This window comes from Pseudomonas sp. 32_A, assembly GCF_017490905.1.
GTDB lineage: Bacteria > Pseudomonadota > Gammaproteobacteria > Pseudomonadales > Pseudomonadaceae > Aquipseudomonas > Aquipseudomonas inefficax.
In genome coordinates this window covers 72,515-93,987 of record NZ_JAFGYI010000023.1, presented here as the reverse complement: position 1 = coordinate 93,987, position 21,473 = coordinate 72,515, and the positions used below count along the sequence as shown (strand labels likewise).

Below are 21,473 nucleotides of genomic sequence, written 5' to 3'. Positions count from 1 at the left end.
GCCCCGAAGCGGGTTACCCACAGGCGCTGACACCGCAGGAAAAGATCACCCAGCAGTTGCGCTTCATCTTCGTGGGTGCGCGGCATTGGCAGGGGCTTGGCAACCCGGGCTGATCGGTAGCCTGTGCGCATTACTGGGGCAAGGTGCGTGAAAACCTGGTGGAGTCCACGCTGAACGCCGCGCTGGACATCATCGACCAGCAGTTCGCCCGCGACGATGGCCTGTACGAAGCCAGCCTCGCTGAAGACTGGGCAGACCTTGGCAGCGGCCCGCTGCAAAACCCGCAGATGCACCTGGCCGAAGCCTTCCTGCAAGTGCTGGCGGTGCGTGAGGACGAGCACGCTCGGCAATCGCTGCTGCAACTGTGCGAGGCGCTGCAGGCGCACTTCATCGAACCGGCCCACGGCCTGATGCTGGAAAAGCCACGCGGCGCTGTGGATAACTGGTTCGAGCCGGGGCACCAGTTCGAGTGGTTCTACCTGCTGCATACCTCGCCATTGCTGCGTGATACGCCGCTGCATGCGTCCATCGACCGGGCCTTTGGCTTTGCCGAGCAGTACGGGGTGAAGGATGCGGCGGTGCTGGCGATGCTGGATGTGGATGGCCAGGTGCTCGACGCCACCCAGCGGATCTGGGCACAGGCGGAGTATCTGCGTGCGTTGGTCTTGCGGACAGGAGGCGAGGCGAAGCTGGCCGGGCAGCTGCAGGCGCTGGAAATACGGTTCCTGCGTGAAGCGGGCTGGTATGAGTGCCGGGATGGGCAAGGCAGTGTCAGCCGGCATGACATGCCTTCGACTACGCCCTACCATTTGGCGACTTGCCTGGAAGGGCTGCAGCGCCTGGGCTGACGCATTCGCGGGTGAACCCGCTCCCACAGGGATAGCGCCTGCTCTGAAACCGGTGCAGTACCTGTGGGAGCGGGTTTACCCGCGAAGAGGCCCTCGGATCAGCCCTTGACCGACCGGTCGATCGAAAACCCTGCCCAGTCCTGGCTCACCGGCATCAGCTCGAGGCTGTTGATGTTGATATGTGCCGGCTGGTTGAGGATCCAGAAGATGGTCTCGGCAATGTCCTGCGGCTGGATCGGCTCGGCACCGGCATAGGTGGCGTCATATTTGGCCTGGTCACCGCCGAAGCGCACCAGCGAGAACTCGCTCTCGCACAGGCCCGGCTCGATGTTGCTCACACGCACGCCCGTACCCCGCAGATCGCAGCGCAGGCTCAACGAGAACTGGCCGACGAAGGCCTTGGTGCCGCCGTACACGTTGCTGCCCGGGTACGGGTAGTTGCCTGCCACCGAACCCACGTTGAGGATAGACGCCCCACGGCCATGGGCGATCAGCCGTGGCAGCAGCAGGCGGGTGGTGTACATCAGGCCCTTGATGTTGGTGTCGACCATGGTTTCCCAGTCGTCCAGGCTGCAGTTCTGCGCCGCGTCCACACCCAGCGCCAGGCCTGCGTTGTTGACCAGGCCGCGCAACTTGTCGAAGCCGGCCGGCAGGTTGGCGATGGCCTGCTCCATGGCCTTGCGGTCACGGACGTCGAGCACCAGGCCGTGCACTTCGGTCTTGGCCGACAGTTCGGCGCACAGGGCATCCAGGCGCTCCTTGCGGCGGCCAGTGAGCACCAGCTTCCAGCCGGCTTCGGCGAAGCGGCGGGCTGTGGCCTCGCCGAAACCGGAAGTCGCGCCAGTGATGAATACGGTGGACGTCATGCTCTGTTCCTCACGGTGGGTTGTCATCGGCAGTGTTGCAGCATGCCCGCGCCGGGCGCTTGCAGCAACCCGCCCGCGCCACTGTTCATTTTTTGATCACATGCGGCAAAGCCTTGCAGCAGAGGGCTCGGCAGCAGCTATGCGCACGTTATCCACAAGGCTTTCCCCACGGATTGGGGGCAACTTGCCCACGCTGCGGAACCCTTTCAGCGACTTTCGGTCGGTGGATATCTTTTCGGTGATGGCGCAGGGCTTCCAAGCATGCTGCCTGCAGCGGTCTGTCCAAGGTTTTTTCACAGGGTTATCCACAGGCTTTGCGCGAGCCTTGGAATGAATGCAGGGCTTTGAAAAACCTGGGAAAATCATCCACAAGGCGCTTGTGATCAAAAAATGATCATGAAGCTGCAGGGCTTGCTATCAAAGGGCTTGAGCGAGATGCCACCATGTTTTCCACAGGCGGTTCCACATTATCCGTGGAAAAGATCGGGCCTGTGGAAACAAGGGCTTGAGATGGGATGCTGGAGTGTATGGAGGCAGGCCCGCGACAAGTTGTCCACATTTGGAATCGGGGCTGCTTTGCAGCCCATCGCGACACAAGGCCGCTCCTACAAGGGGCCGCGATGGCACATGGAATCGCAGATCGCCTGTAGGAGCGGCCTTGTATCGCGATGGGCCGCAAAGCGGCCCCCGAATGCAACTCAATGCCCGCCGAGATAGGCGTTGCGCACTTCCTCGTTGACCAGCAGCTCCTGCCCCGTCCCACTCATGCGAATCTGCCCGTTGACCATCACATAAGCCCGGTCCGACAGTTTAAGCGCATGGTTGGCGTTCTGCTCCACCAGGAAGATGGTCATCCCGGTCTTGGCCAGTTCGCGCAAGGTCGAGAAGATCTGCTTGACCACGATCGGTGCCAGCCCCAGCGATGGCTCATCCAGCAGCAACAACTTTGGCCGGCTCATCAGCGCGCGGGCAATGGCCAGCATCTGCTGCTCGCCTCCGGACATGGTCATGGCCCTTTGGTTACGCCGCTCCTTCAAACGTGGGAACAGCTCGTACATGCGCTGCATGTCTTCGTCGGCATGCTTGTCGCCGATGGGGATGGTACCCATCATCAGGTTCTCCTCAACGGTCATGTCGGGGAATACCCGACGCCCTTCAGGCGACTGGGCAATACCGTTGGAGGCGATGTAGTGCGACGACTTGCGAGTGATGTCGGTGCCGCGGTACACGATATGCCCTGACGCCGCGCGCGGCTGGCCGAAGATCGACATCAGCAGGGTCGACTTGCCGGCACCGTTGGCGCCGATCAGGCTGACCGTCTCGCCCTCGTTGATGTGCATCGAGACCTTTTTCAGCGCCTGGATCGGGCCGTAGAACACGTCCAGGTCCTTCAGTTCGAGAATGGGTGCACTCATACCAGCTCCTCTTCATCGGCACCCAGGTAGGCGGCGATCACCGTCGGGTTGTGGCGGATATCCTGCGGCGCACCTTCGGCAATCACGTTGCCGTGGTCGAGCACCACGATATGGTCGGAAATGCTCATGACCATGCCCATGTCATGTTCGATCAGCACCACGGTGATGTCGTGCTCGTCACGCAGCACGCGGATCATGCGGCTTAGGGCCTCGGTTTCCTGTGGGTTCAGGCCAGCCGCCGGTTCGTCCAGGCAGATGATCTTCGGCCGCGTGCACATGGCCCGGGCAATCTCCAGACGGCGCTGCTGGCCGTACGACAGCTCACCGGCCAGGCGGTTGGCGCAATCGACCAGATCGACCACTTCCAGCCAGTAGAACGCATGGTCCAGTGCGTCGCTCTCGGCCTTGCGGTAGGCCTTGGTGTTGAGCACCCCGGCCAGCAAGTTGCGGTTGACCCACATGTGCTGGGCCACCAGCAGGTTCTCCACCACCGACATTTCCTTGAACAGGCGAATGTTCTGGAAGGTGCGTGCCAGGCCGGCACGGTTGACCAGGTGGGTACCGCCGAACATCTTGTAGTACATGCGGTTGGCAAAGCGCGCCGGCGACACGAAATCGGCCGCCTGGAAGCGCTCGCCGAGCAGCTGGATGACATTGGTATGGCTGCCGCGCACGTTCAGTTCGATGCGCCCGCCACTGGCTTTGTAGAAGCCGGTCAGGCAGTTGAATACAGTGGTCTTGCCGGCGCCGTTGGGGCCGATGAGGGCGAAGATCTGGTTACGCCGGACCTTCAGGCTGACATCGCTGAGCGCCTTGATGCCACCGAACTGCATCATCAGGTTGTCGACCGAGAGAATGATATCGTCGCTCATGGCGCCACTCCTTTACGCGGGGTCACACCGGTACGGCTGATGCGTATCAGCCCACGCGGTCGCCAGATCATCATCAGCACCATCAGCACACCGAACAGCAGCACCCGGTATTCGGAGAAGCTGCGCAGCAGCTCCGGCGCCACGGTCAGCACGAACGCCGCGATCACCACGCCCACGGTCGAGCCCATACCGCCAAGCACGACGATGGCGAGGATCAGCGCCGATTCGAAGAAGGTGAACGACGACGGGTTGACGAAGCCCTGGTAGGTGGCGAAGAACACCCCTGCCAGGCCAGCGGTAGAGGCACCCAGGGTGAAGGCCGAGAGCTTGACCAGCACGTGGTTCAGGCCCATCGAGCGGCAGGCGATCTCGTCTTCGCGCAGCGCTTCCCAGGCACGGCCGACCGGCATGCGGGTCAGGCGGTGCTTGATGTACAGCACGGCCAGCACGACGATGAACAGCACCGCGTAGATGAACACGAACTTGAGGTTGGCGTTGTAATCGAAGCCGAAGAACTCATGGATCGGCACCCCGCCGTCCTTGGCCCGGCGGCCGAATTCCAGGCCAAAGAAGGTCGGTGCCGGCGCCGGCATGCCATTCGGGCCACCGGTGAACGACAGCCAGTTGTTCAGCACCAGGCGGATGATTTCGCCAAAACCCAGGGTCACGATCGCCAGGTAATCGCCATGCATTCGCAGCACCGGGAAACCGAGTATGCACCCCGCCAGCGCCGCAGCGATGGCCGCCAGTGGCAGCACGCTCCAGAAGCCCAGGCCAAGGTATTGGTAACCCAGCGCCAGGCCGTACGCGCCAATGGCATAGAACGCCACGTAGCCCAGGTCGAGCAGGCCGGCCAGGCCGACCACGATGTTCAGGCCCAGGCCCAGCAGCACGTAGATCAGGCCGAGAATGACCACGGTCAGCAGGTACTTGTTGGCGAAGATCGGGAAGACGATGGCGATCACCACCAGCGCCGGGATGATGTAGCGCAGGCGCGACACGTAGTTCGGCGCGCGCACATGCACGCCCGAGCCGCCGCTATCGAAGCCTTCCAGCATGCGCCGTCCGGCGGCTGTCTGCAGGTACAGGCTGAGCAGGAAGCGCCCGAGCATCACCCCGCCGACCAGCCACGCCACACGCCGCGGCTCGGCATTGAAGGTGTAGCCGTCGAGCACCACGCCGACGACCGGGCCAAACACGATGAGTGCCAGCAGGCCGGCGACGATGGTCTCCAGCAAGCTGCGTTTAAGGTCGAAACCCTTGTTGGTTTCGCTTACAGCGGCAGTTTTGGCAATGGACATGTTCACACCTTAGCCACGAGCGGGCGACCCAGCAGGCCTTGTGGGCGGAAGATAAGGATCATCACCAGCAGCGAGAAGCTGAATACGTCCTTGTAATCGGAGTTGATCAGGCCAGAGAACAGCGACTCGGAAATGCCCAGGATGATCCCGCCGAGCATGGCGCCAGGCAGCGAGCCGATGCCGCCGAGTACTGCGGCAGTGAACGCCTTGATACCGATGATGAAGCCGGCGTAGAAGTCGAAGGTGCCGTAGTTCATGGTGATCAGCACGCCGGCCAAGGCAGCCATTACCGCACCGATGACGAACACGTAGGAGATGACCCGGTCGGTGTTGATGCCCAGGATCGAGGCCATCTTGCGGTCTTGCTGGGTGGCACGGCACATGCGGCCGAGCTTGGTGTACTTGATCACGTAGGTGAGCAAGCCCATACCGACGAAGGCTGCCACCAGGATGAAAATCTTGGTGTAGGTCAGTTGCACGAAGCCGGTGCCCACTTCGACGCGCCAGGCGCCTTCAAGCAGGGTCGGCACGCCTTGCTGGCGCGCACCCTGGCTGATCTGCGCGTAGTTCTGCAGGATCAGCGAGATGCCGATGGCACTGATCAGCGGTGCCAGGCGGGTAGAGTTGCGCAGGGGTTTGTAGGCGATGCGTTCGATGGTGAAGCCGTATACGCCGGTGACGACGATGGTGAACAACAGGGTGCCCAGCATCAACAGGGGGAACGACTCGATACCAAAATAAGCCAGCAATGCCAGGCTGATCGCCGCGAGGTACGCGGAAATCATGTAAACCTCGCCGTGCGCGAAGTTGATCATGCCGATGATGCCATAGACCATTGTGTAGCCGATGGCGATCAGGCCATAGACCGACCCGAGGGTCAGGCCGTTGACCAGTTGCTGCAGGAAAATACCATCCATAACGCAATCTCACCTATTGAGATTGCACGAGCGCCGACCACGGCGGGCCTGGGACAGGCGGCCCTCGCAGCGCAGAACTGTGCAGATCTACGGATAAAGACAGGTACCGCGGGGCTTTGGCCCGGGGCTGACGCGCCCGGGCCATGGGCCGTTGTTATTTTTGTTTTTCCAGCTGGTGGTACTTGCCTTGGGCATCCCACTGGTAGACCACGTAGTCGGACACGGTCAGGTCACCCTTCTTGTCCCACTTTTTCTCGCCCATGACGGTCTGCACCGGGTTGGCCTTGAGCCACTCGGCAGCAGCTTCGCCCTTGTTCGACTTGGCACCGTTGAATGCGGCAGCCAAAGCCTGCAGCGAGGCGTAGGCGTACAGGGTGTAGCCTTCAGGTTCGGTACCGGCCTTGCGGAACTCCTCCACCACGGCCTTGCTGTCTGGCAGCAGGCGCGGGTCGGCACCGAAGGTCATGTACACGCCATCGACGTACTGCGCGCCGCCGGCGGTGGACACCAGTTCGTCGGTGACGATGCCGTCATCGGACATGAACTTGACGTCCTTCAGGCCCTGCTCGCGCAGCTGACGCACCAGCGGGCCGGCTTCCGGATGGAGGCCGCCGAAGTAGACCACGTCGGCACCGGTGGAACGGATCTTGGTGACCACGGCGCTGAAGTCCTTCTCGCCGCGAGTCAGGCCTTCGTACAGCACCGGCTTGACGCCGCGTTTCTCCAGCTGTGCCTTGGTCGCGTCGGCCAGGCCCTGGCCGTAGGTGTCCTTGTCGTGCAACACCGCGACTTTCTTGCCCTTGAGCACGTCGACGATGTAGTCGCCGGCGACGATGCCCTGCTGGTCGTCACGGCCGCACATGCGGAACATGGCGCCCAGGCCGCGCTCGGTGACCTGTGGGTTGGTGGAGCCCGGGGTGATGGCAATGACGCCAGCCTCGTCATACACCTCGGAGGCCGGGATGGTGTTGGACGAACAGAAGTGGCCGACCACACCGATCACCTTGTCCTGGTCGACCAGGCGGTTGGCCACGGCCACGGCCTGCTTCGGTTCGCAGGCGTCATCGCCTTTGACCAGGACGATTTTCTCGCCGTTCACGCCACCGGCGGCGTTGATCTTGTCGGCCGCTGCCTGCGCACCTTTCATGTACTGCTCGCCAAACGCTGCGTTGGCTCCGGTCATCGGGCCCGCTACACCGATCTTGACGTCGGCCTGAACATACGAAGAAACACCCAGTGCCGTAGCTACGGCCAGAGCCAGGAAACCTTTCTTGTAAAACGTCTGCGACATGAGGTGGTGCTCCTAGAGTTTTTTTTGGTTGGCACTACAACTTCTCAGCCCTGTGCTCCGAGCAAGGGCCGTGCCATAGGTTTTGTCTTTCGGAAAAACACCCGTTACAGGTTGGCGCCAGGCGACCGACGGCCTTTTCTTTATTGAGCGTGCAACCGTCTGCCATGCGGCAGGCGCCACCACACGTACAGACAAGGAGCAACCATCGAGTGCCATCATTGCAACCCTGGCAAGTGTTTACGTGCAACCGCCCTGTAACAGCGGACGTCACCGAACTGCACACAGCTGGTGCGCGACTGCTACAGGCGGCACCGTTTCAAGGCTAGCTGGTGCACGGAAAAACACGCGGTTTTGGCAGTTCCGGCCTCTTCGCGGGTAAACCCGCTCCCACAGAGCCCCCACTAGGTTCAAGGGCGGTGCAGTACCTGTGGGAGCGGGTTTACCCGCGAAGAGGCCGGTACAGGCCCAACAAGCCGCAAAAGGCTGGCACAATGTCCGCCATTCGCCGCTTCCGGAGCCCCATTGATGAGCGAGAGCGCATTCGCCGAGCGCATCGTGCACAACCTGCTCGACACCGACTTCTACAAACTCACCATGATGCAGGGCGTACTTCACAACTACCCGGACGCCGACGTCGAATGGGAATTCCGCTGTCGCAACGGCGAGGACCTGCGCCCCTACCTCGGCGAGATCCGCAACCAGCTCGAACTGCTCAGCGACCTGACCCTGGATGACGGCCAGCTGGCCTTCCTCGAACGCATCAGCTTCCTCAAGCCTGACTTCCTGCGCTTTCTGCGCCTGTTCCGCTTCAACCTGCGCTACGTACGCCTGGGGATAGAAAACGACCAGCTGTTCCTGCGCCTCAAAGGCCCGTGGCTACATGTGATCCTGTTCGAAGTGCCGCTGCTGGCGATCATCAGCGAAGTGCGCAACCGCCATCTGCACCCGCGCATGCGCCTGGCAGAGGCCCGCGACCAGCTGTACCGCAAGTTCGACTGGCTACGCGCACATGCCACTGATGATGAACTGGCCGAAATGCAGGTGGCCGACTTCGGCACTCGCCGGCGCTTTTCCAGCCGTGTGCAGGAAGAAGTGGTGCGCGTGCTGCGCGACGATTTCCCGGGCCGCTTCGTCGGCACCAGCAATGTCGACCTGGCATGGAAACTGGATATCAAGCCGCTGGGCACCATGGCCCATGAATGGATCATGGCCCACCAGCAACTCGGCCCGCGGCTGATCGACAGCCAGATCGCCGCACTGGACTGCTGGGTGCGCGAGTACCGCGGCCTGCTCGGCATCGCCCTGACCGACTGCATCACCATGGATGCCTTCCTCGGCGATTTCGACCTGTACTTCGCCAAGCTGTTCGACGGCCTGCGCCACGACTCCGGCGAACCGGTGGCCTGGGCGGAAAAGGCCATTGCCCATTACCAGAAACTGGGTATCGACCCGATGACCAAGACCCTGGTGTTTTCCGACGGTCTCAACCTGACCCGCTCGCTGGAAATCTTCCGAGCCTTGCGCGGTCGCATCAATGTCAGCTTTGGCATCGGCACCAACCTGACCTGTGATATCCCGGGTGTGGCCCCGATGAGCATTGTGCTCAAAATGACCGACTGCAACGGCGCGCCGGTAGCGAAGATCTCGGACGAAGCCGCCAAGACCCAATGCCGCGACGAGAACTTCGTCGCCTACATGCGCCATGTATTCAAAGTCCCCAGCAAGGAGTAACCCATGCAAGCGGTTCAGCAAGAGATTGCCCAGGCGCTGAAGGTACAGCCGCCGTTCGCCGACGCCGCCGCGCTCGAGGCCGAAGTGGCCCGGCGCGTGGCGTTCATCAAGGATTGCCTGGCCAACGCCCGGCTCAAGACCCTGGTGCTGGGCATCAGCGGCGGCGTCGACTCGCTGACCGCCGCCCTGCTCGCCCAGCGTGCCATCAATGAGTTGCGCGCCGAAACCGGCGACAAGGCCTACACCTTCATCGCGGTGCGCCTGCCCTATCACGTTCAGCATGACGAGCACGACGCCCAGGCTTGCCTGGATGTGATCAAGGCCGATGAAGTGCACACCATCGACATCGCGCCAGCGGTCAAGGCGCTTGCTGCAGAGACTGAAGCGCTCAAGGGTGGCTCGCCCAGCCTGGTGGACTTCGTGGTGGGTAATGTGAAGGCGCGCATGCGCATGGTCGCCCAGTACACCATTGCCGGCGCGCGTGCAGGCCTGGTGATCGGCACCGACCATGCCGCCGAGGCGGTGATGGGCTTCTACACGAAGTTTGGCGATGGCGCTTGCGACCTGGCGCCGCTGAGCGGCCTGGTGAAGAACCAGGTGCGGGCAATTGCGCGCAGCTTTGGCGCGCCGGAGTCACTGGTGGAGAAGGTACCAACTGCGGACTTGGAAGACCTTGCGCCAGGCAAGCCGGACGAAGCATCACATGGCATCACCTACCAGCAGATCGATGCCTTCCTGCACGGGCAGCCGGTTGACCAGGAAGCGTTCGACATCATCGTTGCCACCTACCGCAAGACCCAGCACAAGCGCGAACTGCCGTTCGCCCCTTGATAAGGCTATAGAAGGACCTGTGGGAGCGGGTTCACCCGCGAATACGATGGTGAAGCCACCGACGCATTCGCGGGTGAACCCGCTCCCACAGGGTTCACCGTCAGCCTTTGATTACTTGACGACGACCTTGCCCTTCATCATCGAGATGTGGCCCGGGAAGGTGCAGAAGAAGCTGTAATCGCCGCCCGCTTCCAGTTTGGAAGTGTCCAGGGTGATGCTGGATTTTTCACCGGCACCGATCATTTTGGTGTGGCCGATGATCGCTGCGTTGTCAGCCTTGATGTAGTCCTTTTCCAGACCTTGCGTCATGCCTTCGGTGGCGATGGCCTGCATGTCGGCAGTCTTGCTGATCACCAGGTTGTGGCCCATGACGTTCTTCGGCAGCTTGCCACCGTGGGTCAGTTCGATTTCAACGGTCTTGCAGCTCTTGTCGACAGTGAACTCTTTGGTATTGAACGACATCTGGTCAGTCGAATCGACAGTGACTTTGCAGTCGGCGGCGAAGACGGAGGCGCTGGCGAGGGTCAGCAGGGATACCGCTACAGCTTTCGCAAACATCATGAATCTCCTTGGCAGGGTTTTATCAATTGCGAGACTGCCTGAAACCGTTCAGCCCCCTGCTGACATGAGTCAAAGGGGCGGCAAGCGGCCAGCCAGTTGAATTGTTCAATCGATTGTATACAACCAATCTAAGAGCACATCATGCCCTTTTATTGGACGATGGGACAACCTCTCATTTAGGAGCAATACGAAATGACCCTTGGTAGCTTGATGAACAGCCTGCTGGCGGCCTACGCCCATGGAGCGACTGGCGCCATATGTGAATTCTCCCGGCCGGAGTGAAACCGGCCTTGGAACTGTAGGACATGGCCCTTACCCTGTCAGCCTGAGTGACTGGAGATGAGCAATGCCCGTACGTTCCGTTTGTGTGTTCTGCGGCGCCAGCATTGGTGCCAACCCCGCCTACCGTGAAGCAGCCATCGCGCTGGGGCAGGCGATCGCCCGTCGCGGCCTGACACTGGTCTATGGCGGCGGCGCAGTCGGCCTGATGGGCGTGGTGGCCGATGCGGCCATGGCAGCCGCTGGCGAAGTGGTAGGAATCATTCCACAGAGCCTGCTGGACGCTGAAGTCGGCCATAAGGGCCTGACTCGCTTGGAAGTGGTGGATGGCATGCACGCGCGCAAGGCCCGCATGGCCGAGCTTAGCGATGCCTTCATCGCCCTGCCCGGTGGGCTGGGTACGCTGGAAGAGTTGTTCGAGGTATGGACCTGGGGGCAATTGGGCTATCACGCCAAGCCGCTGGGACTGCTCGATGTGAATGGCTTCTACGACAAGCTGGGCGGGTTCCTCGACCATATCGTCGAAGAAGGCTTTGTGCGGCCGCAGCATCGGGCGATGTTGCTGCTGGGGCAACAGCCTGATGAGCTGCTGGACGGGATGGACAGCTTTGTTGCGCCGGTGGCGCCGAAGTGGGTCGACAGGAAGCCTGACTGATACGATCAGCAGGCCGAACACCTAACCTGTGGGAGCGGGCGTGCCCGCGAATGCGGCAGTGAATCCACCATCGCATTCGCGGGCACGCCCGCTCCCACAGGGTTCCATGTAGCTTTCAAGATCAGCGCGGGATGACCGGCTGACGCGGCTTCTTGCTCTTGCCGCCACCACCCTTGCCCGCTTCCTTGCGCTCCTTGGCCGCCTGCTGGTTACGCGCAAACGCTTCGGCCTTGGCCTTTTCACGCTTGTCCCACGGCTTGCTGCCATCGCTGCCACGCGGCGGCAGACCTGTGTGCTGGGTAAGGACCTTCTGCTCCTTGCCCACTTTGTGGCTACCCGCCGGGGTCGAGTTCTTGCGGCGCGCACTCTGGTAGGTATCGCTCTGCGGCTGGTGCAGCGGGATCAGCTGGTGCTTGCCCGGCCCGATCAAGTCGGCACGGCCCATGCGCTGCAGCGCTTCACGCAGCATCGGCCAGCCCTTCGGGTCGTGATAACGCAAGAACGCCTTGTGCAGCCGGCGCTGCTCCTCGCTCTTGACGATCTCCACACCTTCGCTCTTGTAGGTCACCTTGCGCAGCGGGTTCTTGCCCGAGTGATACATGGCCGTGGCCGAGGCCATCGGCGACGGGTAGAACGCCTGCACCTGGTCGGCTCGGAAGCCGTTGCCTTTCAGCCACAGGGCCAGGTTCATCATGTCTTCGTCGGTAGTGCCCGGGTGCGCGGCGATGAAGTACGGGATCAGGTACTGCTCCTTGCCCGCCTCTTTCGAGAACTTCTCGAACATGCGCTTGAAGCGGTCATAGGTGCCGATGCCCGGCTTCATCATCTTGTCCAGCGGGCCACGCTCGGTGTGCTCCGGGGCAATCTTCAGGTAACCGCCGACATGGTGGGTGACCAGCTCCTTGACATACTCCGGCGACTCCACCGCCAGGTCATAACGCAGGCCCGAGGCAATCAGGATCTTCTTCACACCCGGCAGGGCACGAGCCTTGCGGTACAGCTCGATCAGCGAGCTGTGGTCGGTGTTGAGGTTTTCGCAGATGCCCGGGAACACGCACGACGGCTTGCGGCAGTGCTTCTCGATGTCATGGCTCTTGCAGGCGATGCGGTACATGTTGGCAGTCGGGCCACCAAGGTCGGAGACCACGCCGGTGAAGCCCGGCACCTTGTCACGCATCTCTTCGATTTCGTGCAGGATCGACTCGTGCGAGCGGTTCTGGATGATGCGGCCTTCGTGCTCGGTGATCGAGCAGAAGGTGCAGCCACCGAAGCAGCCACGCATGATGTTCACCGAGAAACGGATCATCTCATAGGCCGGAATGCGCTCCTTGCCGTAGGCAGGGTGCGGCACACGGGCATAGGGCATGCCGAACACGTAGTCCATTTCCTCGGTGCTCATGGGGATGGGTGGCGGGTTGAACCACACATCCACTTCGCCGTGTTTCTGCACCAGGGCGCGGGCGTTGCCCGGGTTGGTCTCCAGGTGCAGCACCCGGTTGGCATGGGCATAGAGTACCGGGTCGTTACGCACCTTCTCGAACGACGGCAGGCGGATCACCGACTTTTCCCGGGTCATGCTCGGGCTGTCGAGAATCTGCACGACCTTGGCTTCGTTCGGGTCCTCCTGGTCGCCCTTGGCCTGTTCGATGGCACAGGCCTGGGTGTCCTGGGTATTCACGTACGGGTTGATGATCTTGTCGACGCGGCCCGGGCGGTCGATGCGGGTCGAATCGATCTCGTACCAGCCCTGAGGCGTGTCGCGACGCACGAAAGCAGTGCCGCGCACATCGGTGATGGTCTCGATCTTTTCGCCGTTGGACAGGCGCTGGGCCACCTCGACCACCGCACGCTCGGCGTTGCCGAACAGCAGGATGTCGGCGCTGGCGTCGATCAGGATCGAGTGGCGAACCTTGTCCTGCCAGTAGTCGTAGTGGGCGATGCGGCGCAGCGAGGCCTCGATGCCGCCCAGTACGATCGGCACATGCTTGTAGGCTTCCTTGCAGCGCTGGCTGTACACCAGGCTGGCGCGGTCCGGACGGCTGCCAGCCTGGCCACCAGGGGTGTAGGCATCGTCGGACCGGATCTTCTTGTCCGCGGTGTAGCGGTTGATCATCGAGTCCATGTTGCCCGCGGCCACGCCGAAGAACAGGTTCGGCTCGCCGAGCTTCATGAAGTCGTCTTTCGACTGCCAGTTCGGCTGGGCGATGATGCCCACCCGGAAGCCCTGGGCCTCCAGCAGGCGGCCGATGATGGCCATGCCGAACGACGGATGGTCGACGTAGGCATCACCGGTCACGATGATGATGTCGCAGGAATCCCAGCCGAGCAGATCCATCTCCTCCCTGCTCATCGGCAGGAAAGGTGCTGGCCCGAAGCATTCGGCCCAGTACTTGGGATAGTCGTAGAGTGGTTTGGCTGCTTGCATGTCAGTGACCGGTTCTGGTGTGCAGGGAAATCGCGGGCGCGGAATATAGCACAAAATTTGACCAAATCCGACGATGGTTGTCGGATTCATGGTTGCTTGACGAAAGAGACTCCATCCGCTGTGGGAGCGGGTTTACCCGCGAAGAAGGCTACGCGGTGGATGGCACGGGCTGCGCCCGTGTTCGCGGGTGAACCCGCTCCCACAGTGACCGCCTCTGCCCCTGGGCTTATTCGTCGTCGTCGAAGTTGTACATGCCCGGCGCAAGGTTCTCGAAGCGGGTGTACTTGCCGATGAAGGCCAGGCGCACGAAGCCGATGGGGCCGTTACGCTGCTTACCGATGATGATTTCCGCCACCCCCTTGTGCTCGGTCTCGGGGTGGTACACCTCGTCGCGATACACGAACATGATCACGTCGGCGTCCTGCTCGATTGCACCGGATTCACGCAAGTCGGAGTTCACCGGGCGTTTGTTCGGGCGCTGTTCCAGCGAGCGGTTCAGCTGCGACAGGGCGATGACCGGGCAGTTGAACTCCTTGGCCAGTGCCTTGAGCGAGCGGGAGATCTCGGAAATTTCGTTGGTCCGGTTGTCACCGGCCGAACCCGGGATCTGCATCAGCTGCAGGTAGTCGACCATGATCATGGCGATTTCGCCGTGCTCGCGGGCCAGGCGGCGGGTACGCGCGCGCATCTCCGAGGGGCTGATGCCGGCGGTATCGTCGATGAACAGCTTGCGATCGTTTAGCAGGTTCACCGCCGAGGTCAGGCGTGGCCAGTCGTCGTCGTCCAGCTGGCCGGAACGCACCTTGGTCTGGTCGATACGGCCCAGGGACGAGAGCATACGCATGATCAGCGATTCACCTGGCATCTCGAGGGAGAACACCAGTACCGCCTTGTCGGTACGCAGTACGGCGTTTTCCACCAGGTTCATGGCGAAGGTGGTCTTGCCCATCGACGGTCGGCCGGCAACGATGATCAGGTCGGCTGGCTGCAGGCCGCTGGTCTTCTCGTCGAGGTCGGTAAAGCCGGTGGATACGCCGGTGATGTCGCTGTCGGAGTTGAACAGCGTGTCGATGCGGTCGATGGCCATGGTCAACAGTTCGTTGACGCCTACCGGGCCACCGGTCTTCGGCCGGGCTTCGGCGATCTGGAAGATCTGCCGTTCGGCATCATCGAGGATTTCCTCGGCGTTGCGCCCCTGTGGGTTGAACGCGTTGTCAGCGATGTCGGTACTGATACTGATCAGCTGACGCAACGTCGCCCGCTCGCGAATGATCGCAGCGTAGGCCTTGATGTTGGCCACCGACGGGGTGTTCTTGGCCAGCTCGGCCAGATACGCCAGGCCACCGACTTGCGAGGACAGGCCTTCCTTGTCCAGCTGCTCGTGCAGGGTCACCACGTCGAATGGCTGGTTGGCGTCGGCCAACTTGTGCACGGCTCGGAAGATCAGGCGGTGGTCATGCCGGTAGAAGTCGCCGTCCGATACCTGGTCCAGCACCCGCTCCCAGGCGTTGTTGTCCAGCATCAGGCCACCGAGCACGGCCTGTTCGGCCTCGATGGAATGCGGCGGCACCTTCAGGGCTGCGGTTTGCAGGTCAAGCTGTTCGGAGGTGGTGATCTCGTTCATGGCCACGAAAGAATTCTGGAGGACGAAAAAGACAAAGGGCACGGCCTGTCGAAAACAGGACCGTGCCCGATGTTAACCGCCTGACCCGCAAGGAGCCAGACAGTCAGCGCAGCTTAGGCAGCTACGACGACCACGCGTACAGTGGCTTCAACGTCGCTGTGCAGGTGCACGGCTACGTCGTATTCGCCAACCTGACGGATGGTGCCGTTCGGCAGACGAACTTCAGCTTTGGCCACTTCAACGCCGGAGGCGGTCAGGGCGTCAGCGATGTCGTGGGTGCCGATCGAACCGAACAGCTTGCCTTCGTCGCCAGCGGTGGCAGTGATGGTCACTTCCAGCTCGGCCAGTTGGGCAGCGCGGCTTTCAGCCGAAGCTTTCTTGTCAGCAGCTGCTTTTTCCAGCTCGGCGCGACGCTCTTCGAACGCGGCCAGGTTGGCGGCGTTGGCAACGGTGGCCTTGCCGAATGGCAGCAGGAAGTTACGGCCGTAACCAGCCTTAACTTTTACTTTGTCGCCCAGGTTGCCCAGGTTAGCGACTTTTTCCAGCAGGATCAGTTCCATTTGGTAAAACCTCTTAACTTTTAACCTTCACCGTTCGCGGAGTCATTCCCCTTGGGGGACTTGCGACCGCGAAAATCAATCAGGCTGTCGACAATGGCCAAAACCATCAGCAACGGATAAATCAGCTGCATGATCAGCGGGAGCGTCACGTACATGCCCACCAGCCAGAAACCGGCCAGTCGACCCTGTGCCACCAGCCCGTGCATCAAGGCGATGCCGGCCAGCACCAGTACCAGGCTCGAGGCCGATGCCAGGACGATGAACTGCGGCCCGATGAACGGGGCCACCACCATCACTGCCACCAAGACCGCCATGGTCTGTTTCGGCAACTTCAGTTCGCGAAACTCGCGACCGAAGCCTCCAGGGTTGTACAACGCTGCCTGCCAATAGCGCGCCAGCATCAACGCCAGCACACTGAACAATTGCACCGTCACTGCTGTGGAAGCGACCAGCACAGGGCGGATCAGCTCACCGGAGAGCACCGGCTGCCCTTCGATTTTCGGCATGGCTTCGGCAAACGCCTTGGCCAGCACATCGAAGGTTTGCGCCAGCGCCAGATCAAGCACGAGGCTAAACGCCACGGCGAACACGGCACTGGCGAGCAACACCCGGCTCCAGGGATGCTCGGCACGCAACATGGCGGCCAGGGCCAGGGCACCCGCAATCACCAGAAAGGTGATGGGATCGCCCATGACCCACACGGCCAGCCCGGCCAGCAGGCCGCCGGCGATGACCGTTGTAGCATCCTTGAAACCACGCCGCAGCAGCACAAGGCTGCCGGCAGCGGCACTCAACCAGAACAGCAGCGGCAGTACCGCGCTGATGACCACCACCAGGGTGGCCTGCACACGACCGCGCATGATGAAACTTGCTAACGCTCGCATGCTAATCCCTTACTGCTTGTCGACGACCCGGTCTCAGCGGCCGTGGCTGTCGGTGTAGGGCAGCAGGGCCAGGAAGCGGGCGCGCTTGATAGCGGTAGCCAGCTGACGCTGATAACGAGCTTTGGTACCGGTGATACGGCTTGGAACGATCTTGCCGGTTTCGGATACGTAAGCTTTCAGGGTGTTGAGATCTTTGAAGTCGATCTCTTTCACGTCTTCAGCAGTGAAGCGGCAGAATTTACGACGACGGAAGAAACGTGCCATTTAATAGGCTCCTCTAAAGGTCCGTGGATTACTCGTCAGCGTTATCGCTGGAGTCGCTGTCATTGCTGTCGTCGCCTTCGGCGGAGTCAGCATGCTCAGGACGCTCGCGACGCTCACGGCGCTCGCTGCGGTTCTCTTCAGCCTTCAGCATCTCGGACTGGCCGGTAACGGCTTCGTCGCGACGGATGACCAGGTTACGGATAACGGCATCGTTGTAGCGGAAGTTGTCTTCCAGCTCGGCCAGGGCCTTGCCGGTGCACTCAACGTTCAGCATCACGTAGTGAGCCTTGTGAACATTGTTGATTGCGTAGGCCAGTTGACGACGGCCCCAGTCTTCCAGGCGGTGGATCTTGCCACCATCTTCTTCGATCAGCTTGGTGTAACGCTCAACCATGCCGCCGACTTGTTCGCTCTGGTCCGGGTGAACCAGGAAGATGATTTCGTAATGACGCATGAATGCTCCTTACGGGTTAGTAGTCTGCCAGTGAATCTGGTCAGACAAGGAGTGAATGACACTGTATGTCTTGCACGGAGGGGAGGCACATGTGCGCCTGCCAGCTCGGCAAGGGGCGCAATTGTAGAGAAGGCGGGGCGCACAAGCAAGGTAATTGGCGAATATTTGAACAGCCTGAAACACATTACAGACTGCCGGCCCTTTCGCGGGTAAACCCGCTCCCACAGGTACTCCACAGGACTCAGGCCTTGTGCGATCCCTGTGGGAGCGGGTTTACCCGCGAAGAGGCCGGTGCAGGCTATAGATCAGCGCTTGGCCTGGCGCTGACGCACGGCTTCGAACAGGCAGATACCGGTCGCCACCGACACGTTCAGGCTGCTGACACTACCGCCCATCGGCAACTTGACCAGGAAATCGCAATGCTCGCGGGTCAACCGGCGCATGCCCTTGCCTTCCGCGCCCATGATCATCACCAGCGGCCCGGTCAGGTCCTGCTGGTAGATCTCCTGCTCGGCCTCGCCGGCGGTACCGACCACCCACAGGCCCCGCTGCTGCAGTTTCTCCAGAGTGCGCGCCAGGTTGGTCACGGCCACCAGCGGGATCACCTCCGCCGCGCCGCAGGCCACCTTGCGCACAACCGGGGTCAGGGTCGCGGACTTGTCCTTGGGCACGATCACCGCCGTGGCACCGGCGGCATCGGCGGTACGCAGGCAGGCGCCAAGGTTGTGTGGGTCGGTCACGCCGTCCAGCACCAGGATCAGAGGGGGTGTTTCGGTGCGCTCGAGCAACTCCTCGAGCATCAATTCGCCCCAGACCTGGCTCGGACTCACCTCGGCGACCACACCCTGATGCACACCCTCTACCCAGGCATCCATCTCACGGCGCTCGGCCTGGCCCACCGCCACGCGATTTTCTGCGGCCAACGCCAGCAGCGCCTGGAGGCGCGGCTCGCTGCGCCCTTCCGACAGCCAGATCTGCTTGACCCGCTTCGGATGGTGCTGCAGCAATGCCTGTACGGCATGCACGCCGTAGATCTTTTCCAGCTGACTCATGACTTACTCTTGCTCTTGCGTGGCGCGCCGGACTTCGGCGGGCCTTTACGGTGCTTGGTCGGCTTGCCGGACGCCGAGGCCTTGCCGCCCTTGTCCGACTTGCTGCCGGCATGGCCGCCACTGCGCGCATCGCTCATCAGCGCCTTCTTCATTTCGCGGCTCTTGCGCACTTCGGCGTTGCGCTGCACGGCGTCTTTCGGGAAATACGCCTCGGACGCTTCGCTCTTGCGGCTGCGCGGCTTCGGCGAGGCTTTCGCCTCAGTTACCGGCTGCTGCTGTTCCACCTTGTCGGCAGCAGGCGCGGCGCCACGCTGCTTGCGACCGATCGGTGCGGCCAGGGTCTTTTCCGACACCTCGAAGTCGATCTTGCGCTCGTCCAGGTCAACACGCATGACCTTGACTTCGATGGTGTCGCCCAGGCGGAAGCTGCGTCCGGTACGCTCGCCAGACAGGCGGTGGTGCACCGGGTCGAAGTGGTAGTAGTCGCCCGGCAGAGCACTGACATGCACCAGGCCTTCCACATAGATGTCGGTCAGCTCGACGAACAGGCCGAAACCGGTCACCGCAGTGATCACACCCGGGAAGGTCTCGCCCACGCGGTCCTTCATGAACTCGCACTTGAGCCAGTTGACCACATCACGAGTGGCTTCATCGGCCCGGCGTTCGGTCATCGAGCACTGCTCGCCGAGCTGCTCGAGGGTGTTTTCGTCGTACGGGTAGATACGCGCCTTGGGGATGCTCATGGCGCCGGCACGCTTGACGTGCGGGGTATCCACCCTGGAGCGGATGATGCTGCGGATTGCGCGGTGCACCAGCAGGTCCGGGTAACGACGGATCGGCGAGGTGAAGTGGGTGTACGCCTCGTAGTTCAGGCCGAAGTGGCCGTTGTTTTCGGTGCTGTACACCGCCTGGCTCAACGAGCGCAACATCACGGTCTGGATCAGGTGGAAGTCCGGGCGCCCGGCGATGCTCGCCAGCAGGGCCTGGTAATCCTTCGGCGACGGGTCCTTGCCCTTGTGCAGGCTCAGGCCCAGCTCGCCGAGGAAAGCGCGCAGTTTTTCCAGGCGCTCTGGCGGCGGGCCGTCATGCACACGGTACAGGGCCGGCACGCCATGCTTCTGCAAGAACTCGGCAGTGGCAACGTTGGCCGCCAGCATGCATTCCTCGATCAGCTTGTGGGCGTCGTTGCGCACGGTCGGGCGGATTTCCGCGATCTTGCGCTCGTCACCGAAGATGATGCGGGTTTCCTGGGTCTCGAAGTCGATCGCACCCCGGGTGTGACGTGCATCCACCAGCACCTTGTACAGGTTGTACAGGTTCTTCAGGTCCGGCACGACAGCCTTGTACTCTTCGCGCAGCGCCTTGCCCTCACGGGTACGCGAGTGCTCGAGCATGCTGCTGACCTTGTTGTAGGTCAGGCGGGCGTGGGAGTGGATTACGCCTTCGTAGAACTGGTAGTCGACCATCTGGCCGGCTTTGTTCATGGTCATTTCGCAGACCATTGCCAGGCGATCGACATGCGGGTTCAGCGAACACAGGCCGTTGGACAGCTCTTCCGGGAGCATCGGCACCACGCGCTCGGGGAAGTACACCGAGTTGCCGCGCTGCTGGGCCTCGACGTCCAGGGCCGAACCCAGACGCACGTAGCTGGACACATCGGCGATAGCCACATACAGGCGCCAGCCACCCGAGAACAGCCGCAGCTTGCCCAGCGGCTCGCAATAGACGGCGTCGTCGAAGTCGCGGGCGTCCTCACCGTCGATGGTGACGAACGGCAGGTGGCGCAGGTCGACGCGCTTCTCCTTGTCCTTCTCTTCGACTTCGGAGCGGAACTTGCGCGCTTCCTTGATCACATCCTTGGGCCAGACGTGCGGGATATCGTAGCTGCGCAGGGCAACGTCGATCTCCATGCCCGGCGCCATATAGTTGCCGATGACCTCGACCACATCACCTTGCGGCTGGAAGCGCGGGGTAGGCCAGTGGGTGATCTTGATCTCGACGAACTGGCCGATCTTCGCGCCACCGTTGCGCCCGGCGGTGACCAGCACTTCCTGCTGGATCTTCGGGTTATCCGGGGTCACGTAGCCGATACCGCCTTCTTCGAAGTAACGGCCGACCACGCTCTCATGGGCACGGGAGATGACTTCGACCAGCACGCCTTCGCGGCGGCCACGGCGGTCGACGCCAGAGACCCGGGCCAGGCCGCGGTCGCCGTCGAACACCAGGCGCATCTGCGACGGGCTGAGGAACAGGTCTTCGCTGCCGTCGTCCGGGATAAGGAAGCCGAAGCCGTCGCGGTGACCGGAGACCCGACCGCAGATCAGGTCCAGTTTGTCTACCGGGGCATAAGTGCCGCGCCGGGTATAGATAAGCTGGCCATCGCGTTCCATGGCACGCAGGCGGCGGCGCAAGGCTTCGATCTGGTCTTCTTCATACAGACCAAACTCTTTCGCCAGCTCCTCGCGCGCAGCGGGTTCGCCACGGTCGGCAAGGCGCTGCAGGATCAGCTCACGGCTGGGAATGGGGTTGTCGTATTTTTCCGCTTCGCGAGCGGCCTCGGGATCGAGGGATTGCCAATCGGCCATCAGAAGGGGTTCACCTTGGGGTATATAGATATGAATTCTGGCATAGGCGTATTGAAAC

The 21,473-nt window shown here is 61.9% G+C and carries 18 protein-coding genes and 2 pseudogenes; 5 read left to right on the top strand and 15 right to left on the bottom strand.

Features of this window, described 5'->3' with window-relative positions:
- Together J5M58_RS15755 and J5M58_RS15750 are read left to right on the top strand one after the other, a co-directional pair.
- A pseudogene (locus J5M58_RS15755) lies at positions 1 to 113 on the top strand (TetR family transcriptional regulator); the annotation flags it as partial.
- Positions 114 to 119: 6 nt separating this feature from the next.
- A pseudogene (locus J5M58_RS15750) lies at positions 120 to 848 on the top strand (AGE family epimerase/isomerase); the annotation flags it as partial.
- Positions 849 to 946: 98 nt separating this feature from the next.
- On the opposite strand, the gene J5M58_RS15745 reads toward J5M58_RS15750, so the two are convergent.
- The 6 genes from J5M58_RS15745 to J5M58_RS15720 form a co-directional block, all read right to left on the bottom strand.
- Positions 947 to 1,714 (bottom strand): SDR family oxidoreductase, encoded by a 768-nt coding sequence (locus tag J5M58_RS15745; protein WP_013974408.1) that lies wholly within the window; start codon positions 1,712 to 1,714, stop codon positions 947 to 949.
- Positions 1,715 to 2,412: 698 nt separating this feature from the next.
- Positions 2,413 to 3,129 carry an ABC transporter ATP-binding protein gene (locus J5M58_RS15740; protein ID WP_015271986.1) on the bottom strand — a complete coding sequence of 239 codons (717 nt, stop codon included), beginning with the start codon at positions 3,127 to 3,129 and terminating at the stop codon, positions 2,413 to 2,415.
- The gene (locus J5M58_RS15735; RefSeq protein ID WP_010955466.1) at positions 3,126 to 4,001 is read right to left on the bottom strand and encodes an ATP-binding cassette domain-containing protein; all 876 of its coding nucleotides are present in this window, start codon (positions 3,999 to 4,001) and stop codon (positions 3,126 to 3,128) included. Before J5M58_RS15735 ends, J5M58_RS15740 begins: the two co-directional genes overlap by 4 nt.
- A complete protein-coding gene (gene livM, locus J5M58_RS15730) occupies positions 3,998 to 5,302 on the bottom strand; it encodes a high-affinity branched-chain amino acid ABC transporter permease LivM (protein ID WP_112253667.1) in 1,305 nt (434 codons plus the stop codon). Before livM ends, J5M58_RS15735 begins: the two co-directional genes overlap by 4 nt.
- Positions 5,303 to 5,304: 2 nt before the next feature.
- On the bottom strand, positions 5,305 to 6,219 hold the full coding sequence (locus J5M58_RS15725) for a branched-chain amino acid ABC transporter permease (RefSeq protein ID WP_013974411.1): 915 nt from the start codon (positions 6,217 to 6,219) through the stop codon (positions 5,305 to 5,307).
- Between the two features lie 154 nt (positions 6,220 to 6,373).
- Positions 6,374 to 7,510, bottom strand: coding sequence for a branched-chain amino acid ABC transporter substrate-binding protein (locus tag J5M58_RS15720; RefSeq protein ID WP_075046518.1), 1,137 nt, complete (start codon positions 7,508 to 7,510; stop codon positions 6,374 to 6,376).
- Positions 7,511 to 8,035: 525 nt separating this feature from the next.
- Between J5M58_RS15720 and pncB the strand changes: the two genes are divergently transcribed.
- Together pncB and nadE are read left to right on the top strand one after the other, a co-directional pair.
- Positions 8,036 to 9,241, top strand: coding sequence for a nicotinate phosphoribosyltransferase (pncB, locus tag J5M58_RS15715; RefSeq protein ID WP_112253668.1), 1,206 nt, complete (start codon positions 8,036 to 8,038; stop codon positions 9,239 to 9,241).
- 3 nt (positions 9,242 to 9,244) lie between these two features.
- On the top strand, positions 9,245 to 10,072 hold the full coding sequence (nadE, locus tag J5M58_RS15710; RefSeq protein WP_112253669.1) for an ammonia-dependent NAD(+) synthetase: 828 nt from the start codon (positions 9,245 to 9,247) through the stop codon (positions 10,070 to 10,072).
- 111 nt (positions 10,073 to 10,183) lie between these two features.
- Here nadE and azu read toward each other — a convergent pair whose 3' ends face one another.
- Positions 10,184 to 10,630 carry an azurin gene (azu, locus tag J5M58_RS15705; RefSeq protein WP_085627326.1) on the bottom strand — a complete coding sequence of 149 codons (447 nt, stop codon included), beginning with the start codon at positions 10,628 to 10,630 and terminating at the stop codon, positions 10,184 to 10,186.
- Between the two features lie 349 nt (positions 10,631 to 10,979).
- Between azu and J5M58_RS15700 the strand changes: the two genes are divergently transcribed.
- Positions 10,980 to 11,567 (top strand): TIGR00730 family Rossman fold protein, encoded by a 588-nt coding sequence (locus J5M58_RS15700; protein ID WP_207878685.1) that lies wholly within the window; start codon positions 10,980 to 10,982, stop codon positions 11,565 to 11,567.
- Between the two features lie 121 nt (positions 11,568 to 11,688).
- Here J5M58_RS15700 and J5M58_RS15695 read toward each other — a convergent pair whose 3' ends face one another.
- The 8 genes from J5M58_RS15695 to rnr all read right to left on the bottom strand — a co-directional run bounded on the left by J5M58_RS15695 (position 11,689) and on the right by rnr (position 21,415).
- Positions 11,689 to 13,992, bottom strand: coding sequence for a YgiQ family radical SAM protein (locus tag J5M58_RS15695; RefSeq protein ID WP_112253671.1), 2,304 nt, complete (start codon positions 13,990 to 13,992; stop codon positions 11,689 to 11,691).
- Between the two features lie 226 nt (positions 13,993 to 14,218).
- Positions 14,219 to 15,616: a replicative DNA helicase gene (gene dnaB / locus J5M58_RS15690; protein ID WP_015271992.1), complete on the bottom strand. Its 1,398-nt coding sequence runs from the start codon at positions 15,614 to 15,616 to the stop codon at positions 14,219 to 14,221.
- A gap of 113 nt (positions 15,617 to 15,729) precedes the next feature.
- The gene (gene rplI / locus J5M58_RS15685; RefSeq protein ID WP_003249568.1) at positions 15,730 to 16,176 is read right to left on the bottom strand and encodes a 50S ribosomal protein L9; all 447 of its coding nucleotides are present in this window, start codon (positions 16,174 to 16,176) and stop codon (positions 15,730 to 15,732) included.
- Positions 16,177 to 16,196: 20 nt separating this feature from the next.
- A complete protein-coding gene (locus J5M58_RS15680) occupies positions 16,197 to 17,060 on the bottom strand; it encodes a hypothetical protein (RefSeq protein WP_112253673.1) in 864 nt (287 codons plus the stop codon).
- 33 nt (positions 17,061 to 17,093) lie between these two features.
- Complete coding sequence (rpsR, locus tag J5M58_RS15675; protein ID WP_003249563.1) at positions 17,094 to 17,324, bottom strand: 30S ribosomal protein S18; 231 nt, start codon at positions 17,322 to 17,324, stop codon at positions 17,094 to 17,096.
- A 28-nt stretch (positions 17,325 to 17,352) separates the two neighbouring features.
- Positions 17,353 to 17,778 carry a 30S ribosomal protein S6 gene (gene rpsF / locus J5M58_RS15670; RefSeq protein ID WP_003249557.1) on the bottom strand — a complete coding sequence of 142 codons (426 nt, stop codon included), beginning with the start codon at positions 17,776 to 17,778 and terminating at the stop codon, positions 17,353 to 17,355.
- A 305-nt stretch (positions 17,779 to 18,083) separates the two neighbouring features.
- Positions 18,084 to 18,830: a 23S rRNA (guanosine(2251)-2'-O)-methyltransferase RlmB gene (gene rlmB / locus J5M58_RS15665; RefSeq protein ID WP_207878683.1), complete on the bottom strand. Its 747-nt coding sequence runs from the start codon at positions 18,828 to 18,830 to the stop codon at positions 18,084 to 18,086.
- Complete coding sequence (rnr, locus tag J5M58_RS15660; RefSeq protein WP_112253675.1) at positions 18,827 to 21,415, bottom strand: ribonuclease R; 2,589 nt, start codon at positions 21,413 to 21,415, stop codon at positions 18,827 to 18,829. The genes rlmB and rnr overlap by 4 nt, the downstream gene beginning before the upstream one ends.
- Positions 21,416 to 21,473: the final 58 nt, after the last annotated feature.

Excerpts from the sequence above, each read along its gene's own strand:
- azu (WP_085627326.1), bottom strand. The coding sequence starts at position 10,630 with ATGTTTGCGAAAGCTGTAGCGGTATCCCTGCTGACCCTCGCCAGCGCC.
- J5M58_RS15695 (WP_112253671.1), bottom strand. The coding sequence starts at position 13,992 with ATGCAAGCAGCCAAACCACTCTACGACTATCCCAAGTACTGGGCCGAA.
- J5M58_RS15680 (WP_112253673.1), bottom strand. The coding sequence starts at position 17,060 with ATGCGAGCGTTAGCAAGTTTCATCATGCGCGGTCGTGTGCAGGCCACC.
- J5M58_RS15700 (WP_207878685.1), top strand. The coding sequence starts at position 10,980 with ATGCCCGTACGTTCCGTTTGTGTGTTCTGCGGCGCCAGCATTGGTGCC.
- pncB (WP_112253668.1), top strand. The coding sequence starts at position 8,036 with ATGAGCGAGAGCGCATTCGCCGAGCGCATCGTGCACAACCTGCTCGAC.
- J5M58_RS15725 (WP_013974411.1), bottom strand. The coding sequence starts at position 6,219 with ATGGATGGTATTTTCCTGCAGCAACTGGTCAACGGCCTGACCCTCGGG.
- livM (WP_112253667.1), bottom strand. The coding sequence starts at position 5,302 with ATGTCCATTGCCAAAACTGCCGCTGTAAGCGAAACCAACAAGGGTTTC.
- J5M58_RS15720 (WP_075046518.1), bottom strand. The coding sequence starts at position 7,510 with ATGTCGCAGACGTTTTACAAGAAAGGTTTCCTGGCTCTGGCCGTAGCT.
- J5M58_RS15745 (WP_013974408.1), bottom strand. The coding sequence starts at position 1,714 with ATGACGTCCACCGTATTCATCACTGGCGCGACTTCCGGTTTCGGCGAG.
- rlmB (WP_207878683.1), bottom strand. The coding sequence starts at position 18,830 with ATGAGTCAGCTGGAAAAGATCTACGGCGTGCATGCCGTACAGGCATTG.
- rpsR (WP_003249563.1), bottom strand. The coding sequence starts at position 17,324 with ATGGCACGTTTCTTCCGTCGTCGTAAATTCTGCCGCTTCACTGCTGAA.
- J5M58_RS15735 (WP_010955466.1), bottom strand. The coding sequence starts at position 4,001 with ATGAGCGACGATATCATTCTCTCGGTCGACAACCTGATGATGCAGTTC.
- J5M58_RS15740 (WP_015271986.1), bottom strand. The coding sequence starts at position 3,129 with ATGAGTGCACCCATTCTCGAACTGAAGGACCTGGACGTGTTCTACGGC.
- rplI (WP_003249568.1), bottom strand. The coding sequence starts at position 16,176 with ATGGAACTGATCCTGCTGGAAAAAGTCGCTAACCTGGGCAACCTGGGC.
- rnr (WP_112253675.1), bottom strand. The coding sequence starts at position 21,415 with ATGGCCGATTGGCAATCCCTCGATCCCGAGGCCGCTCGCGAAGCGGAA.
- dnaB (WP_015271992.1), bottom strand. The coding sequence starts at position 15,616 with ATGAACGAGATCACCACCTCCGAACAGCTTGACCTGCAAACCGCAGCC.
- rpsF (WP_003249557.1), bottom strand. The coding sequence starts at position 17,778 with ATGCGTCATTACGAAATCATCTTCCTGGTTCACCCGGACCAGAGCGAA.
- nadE (WP_112253669.1), top strand. The coding sequence starts at position 9,245 with ATGCAAGCGGTTCAGCAAGAGATTGCCCAGGCGCTGAAGGTACAGCCG.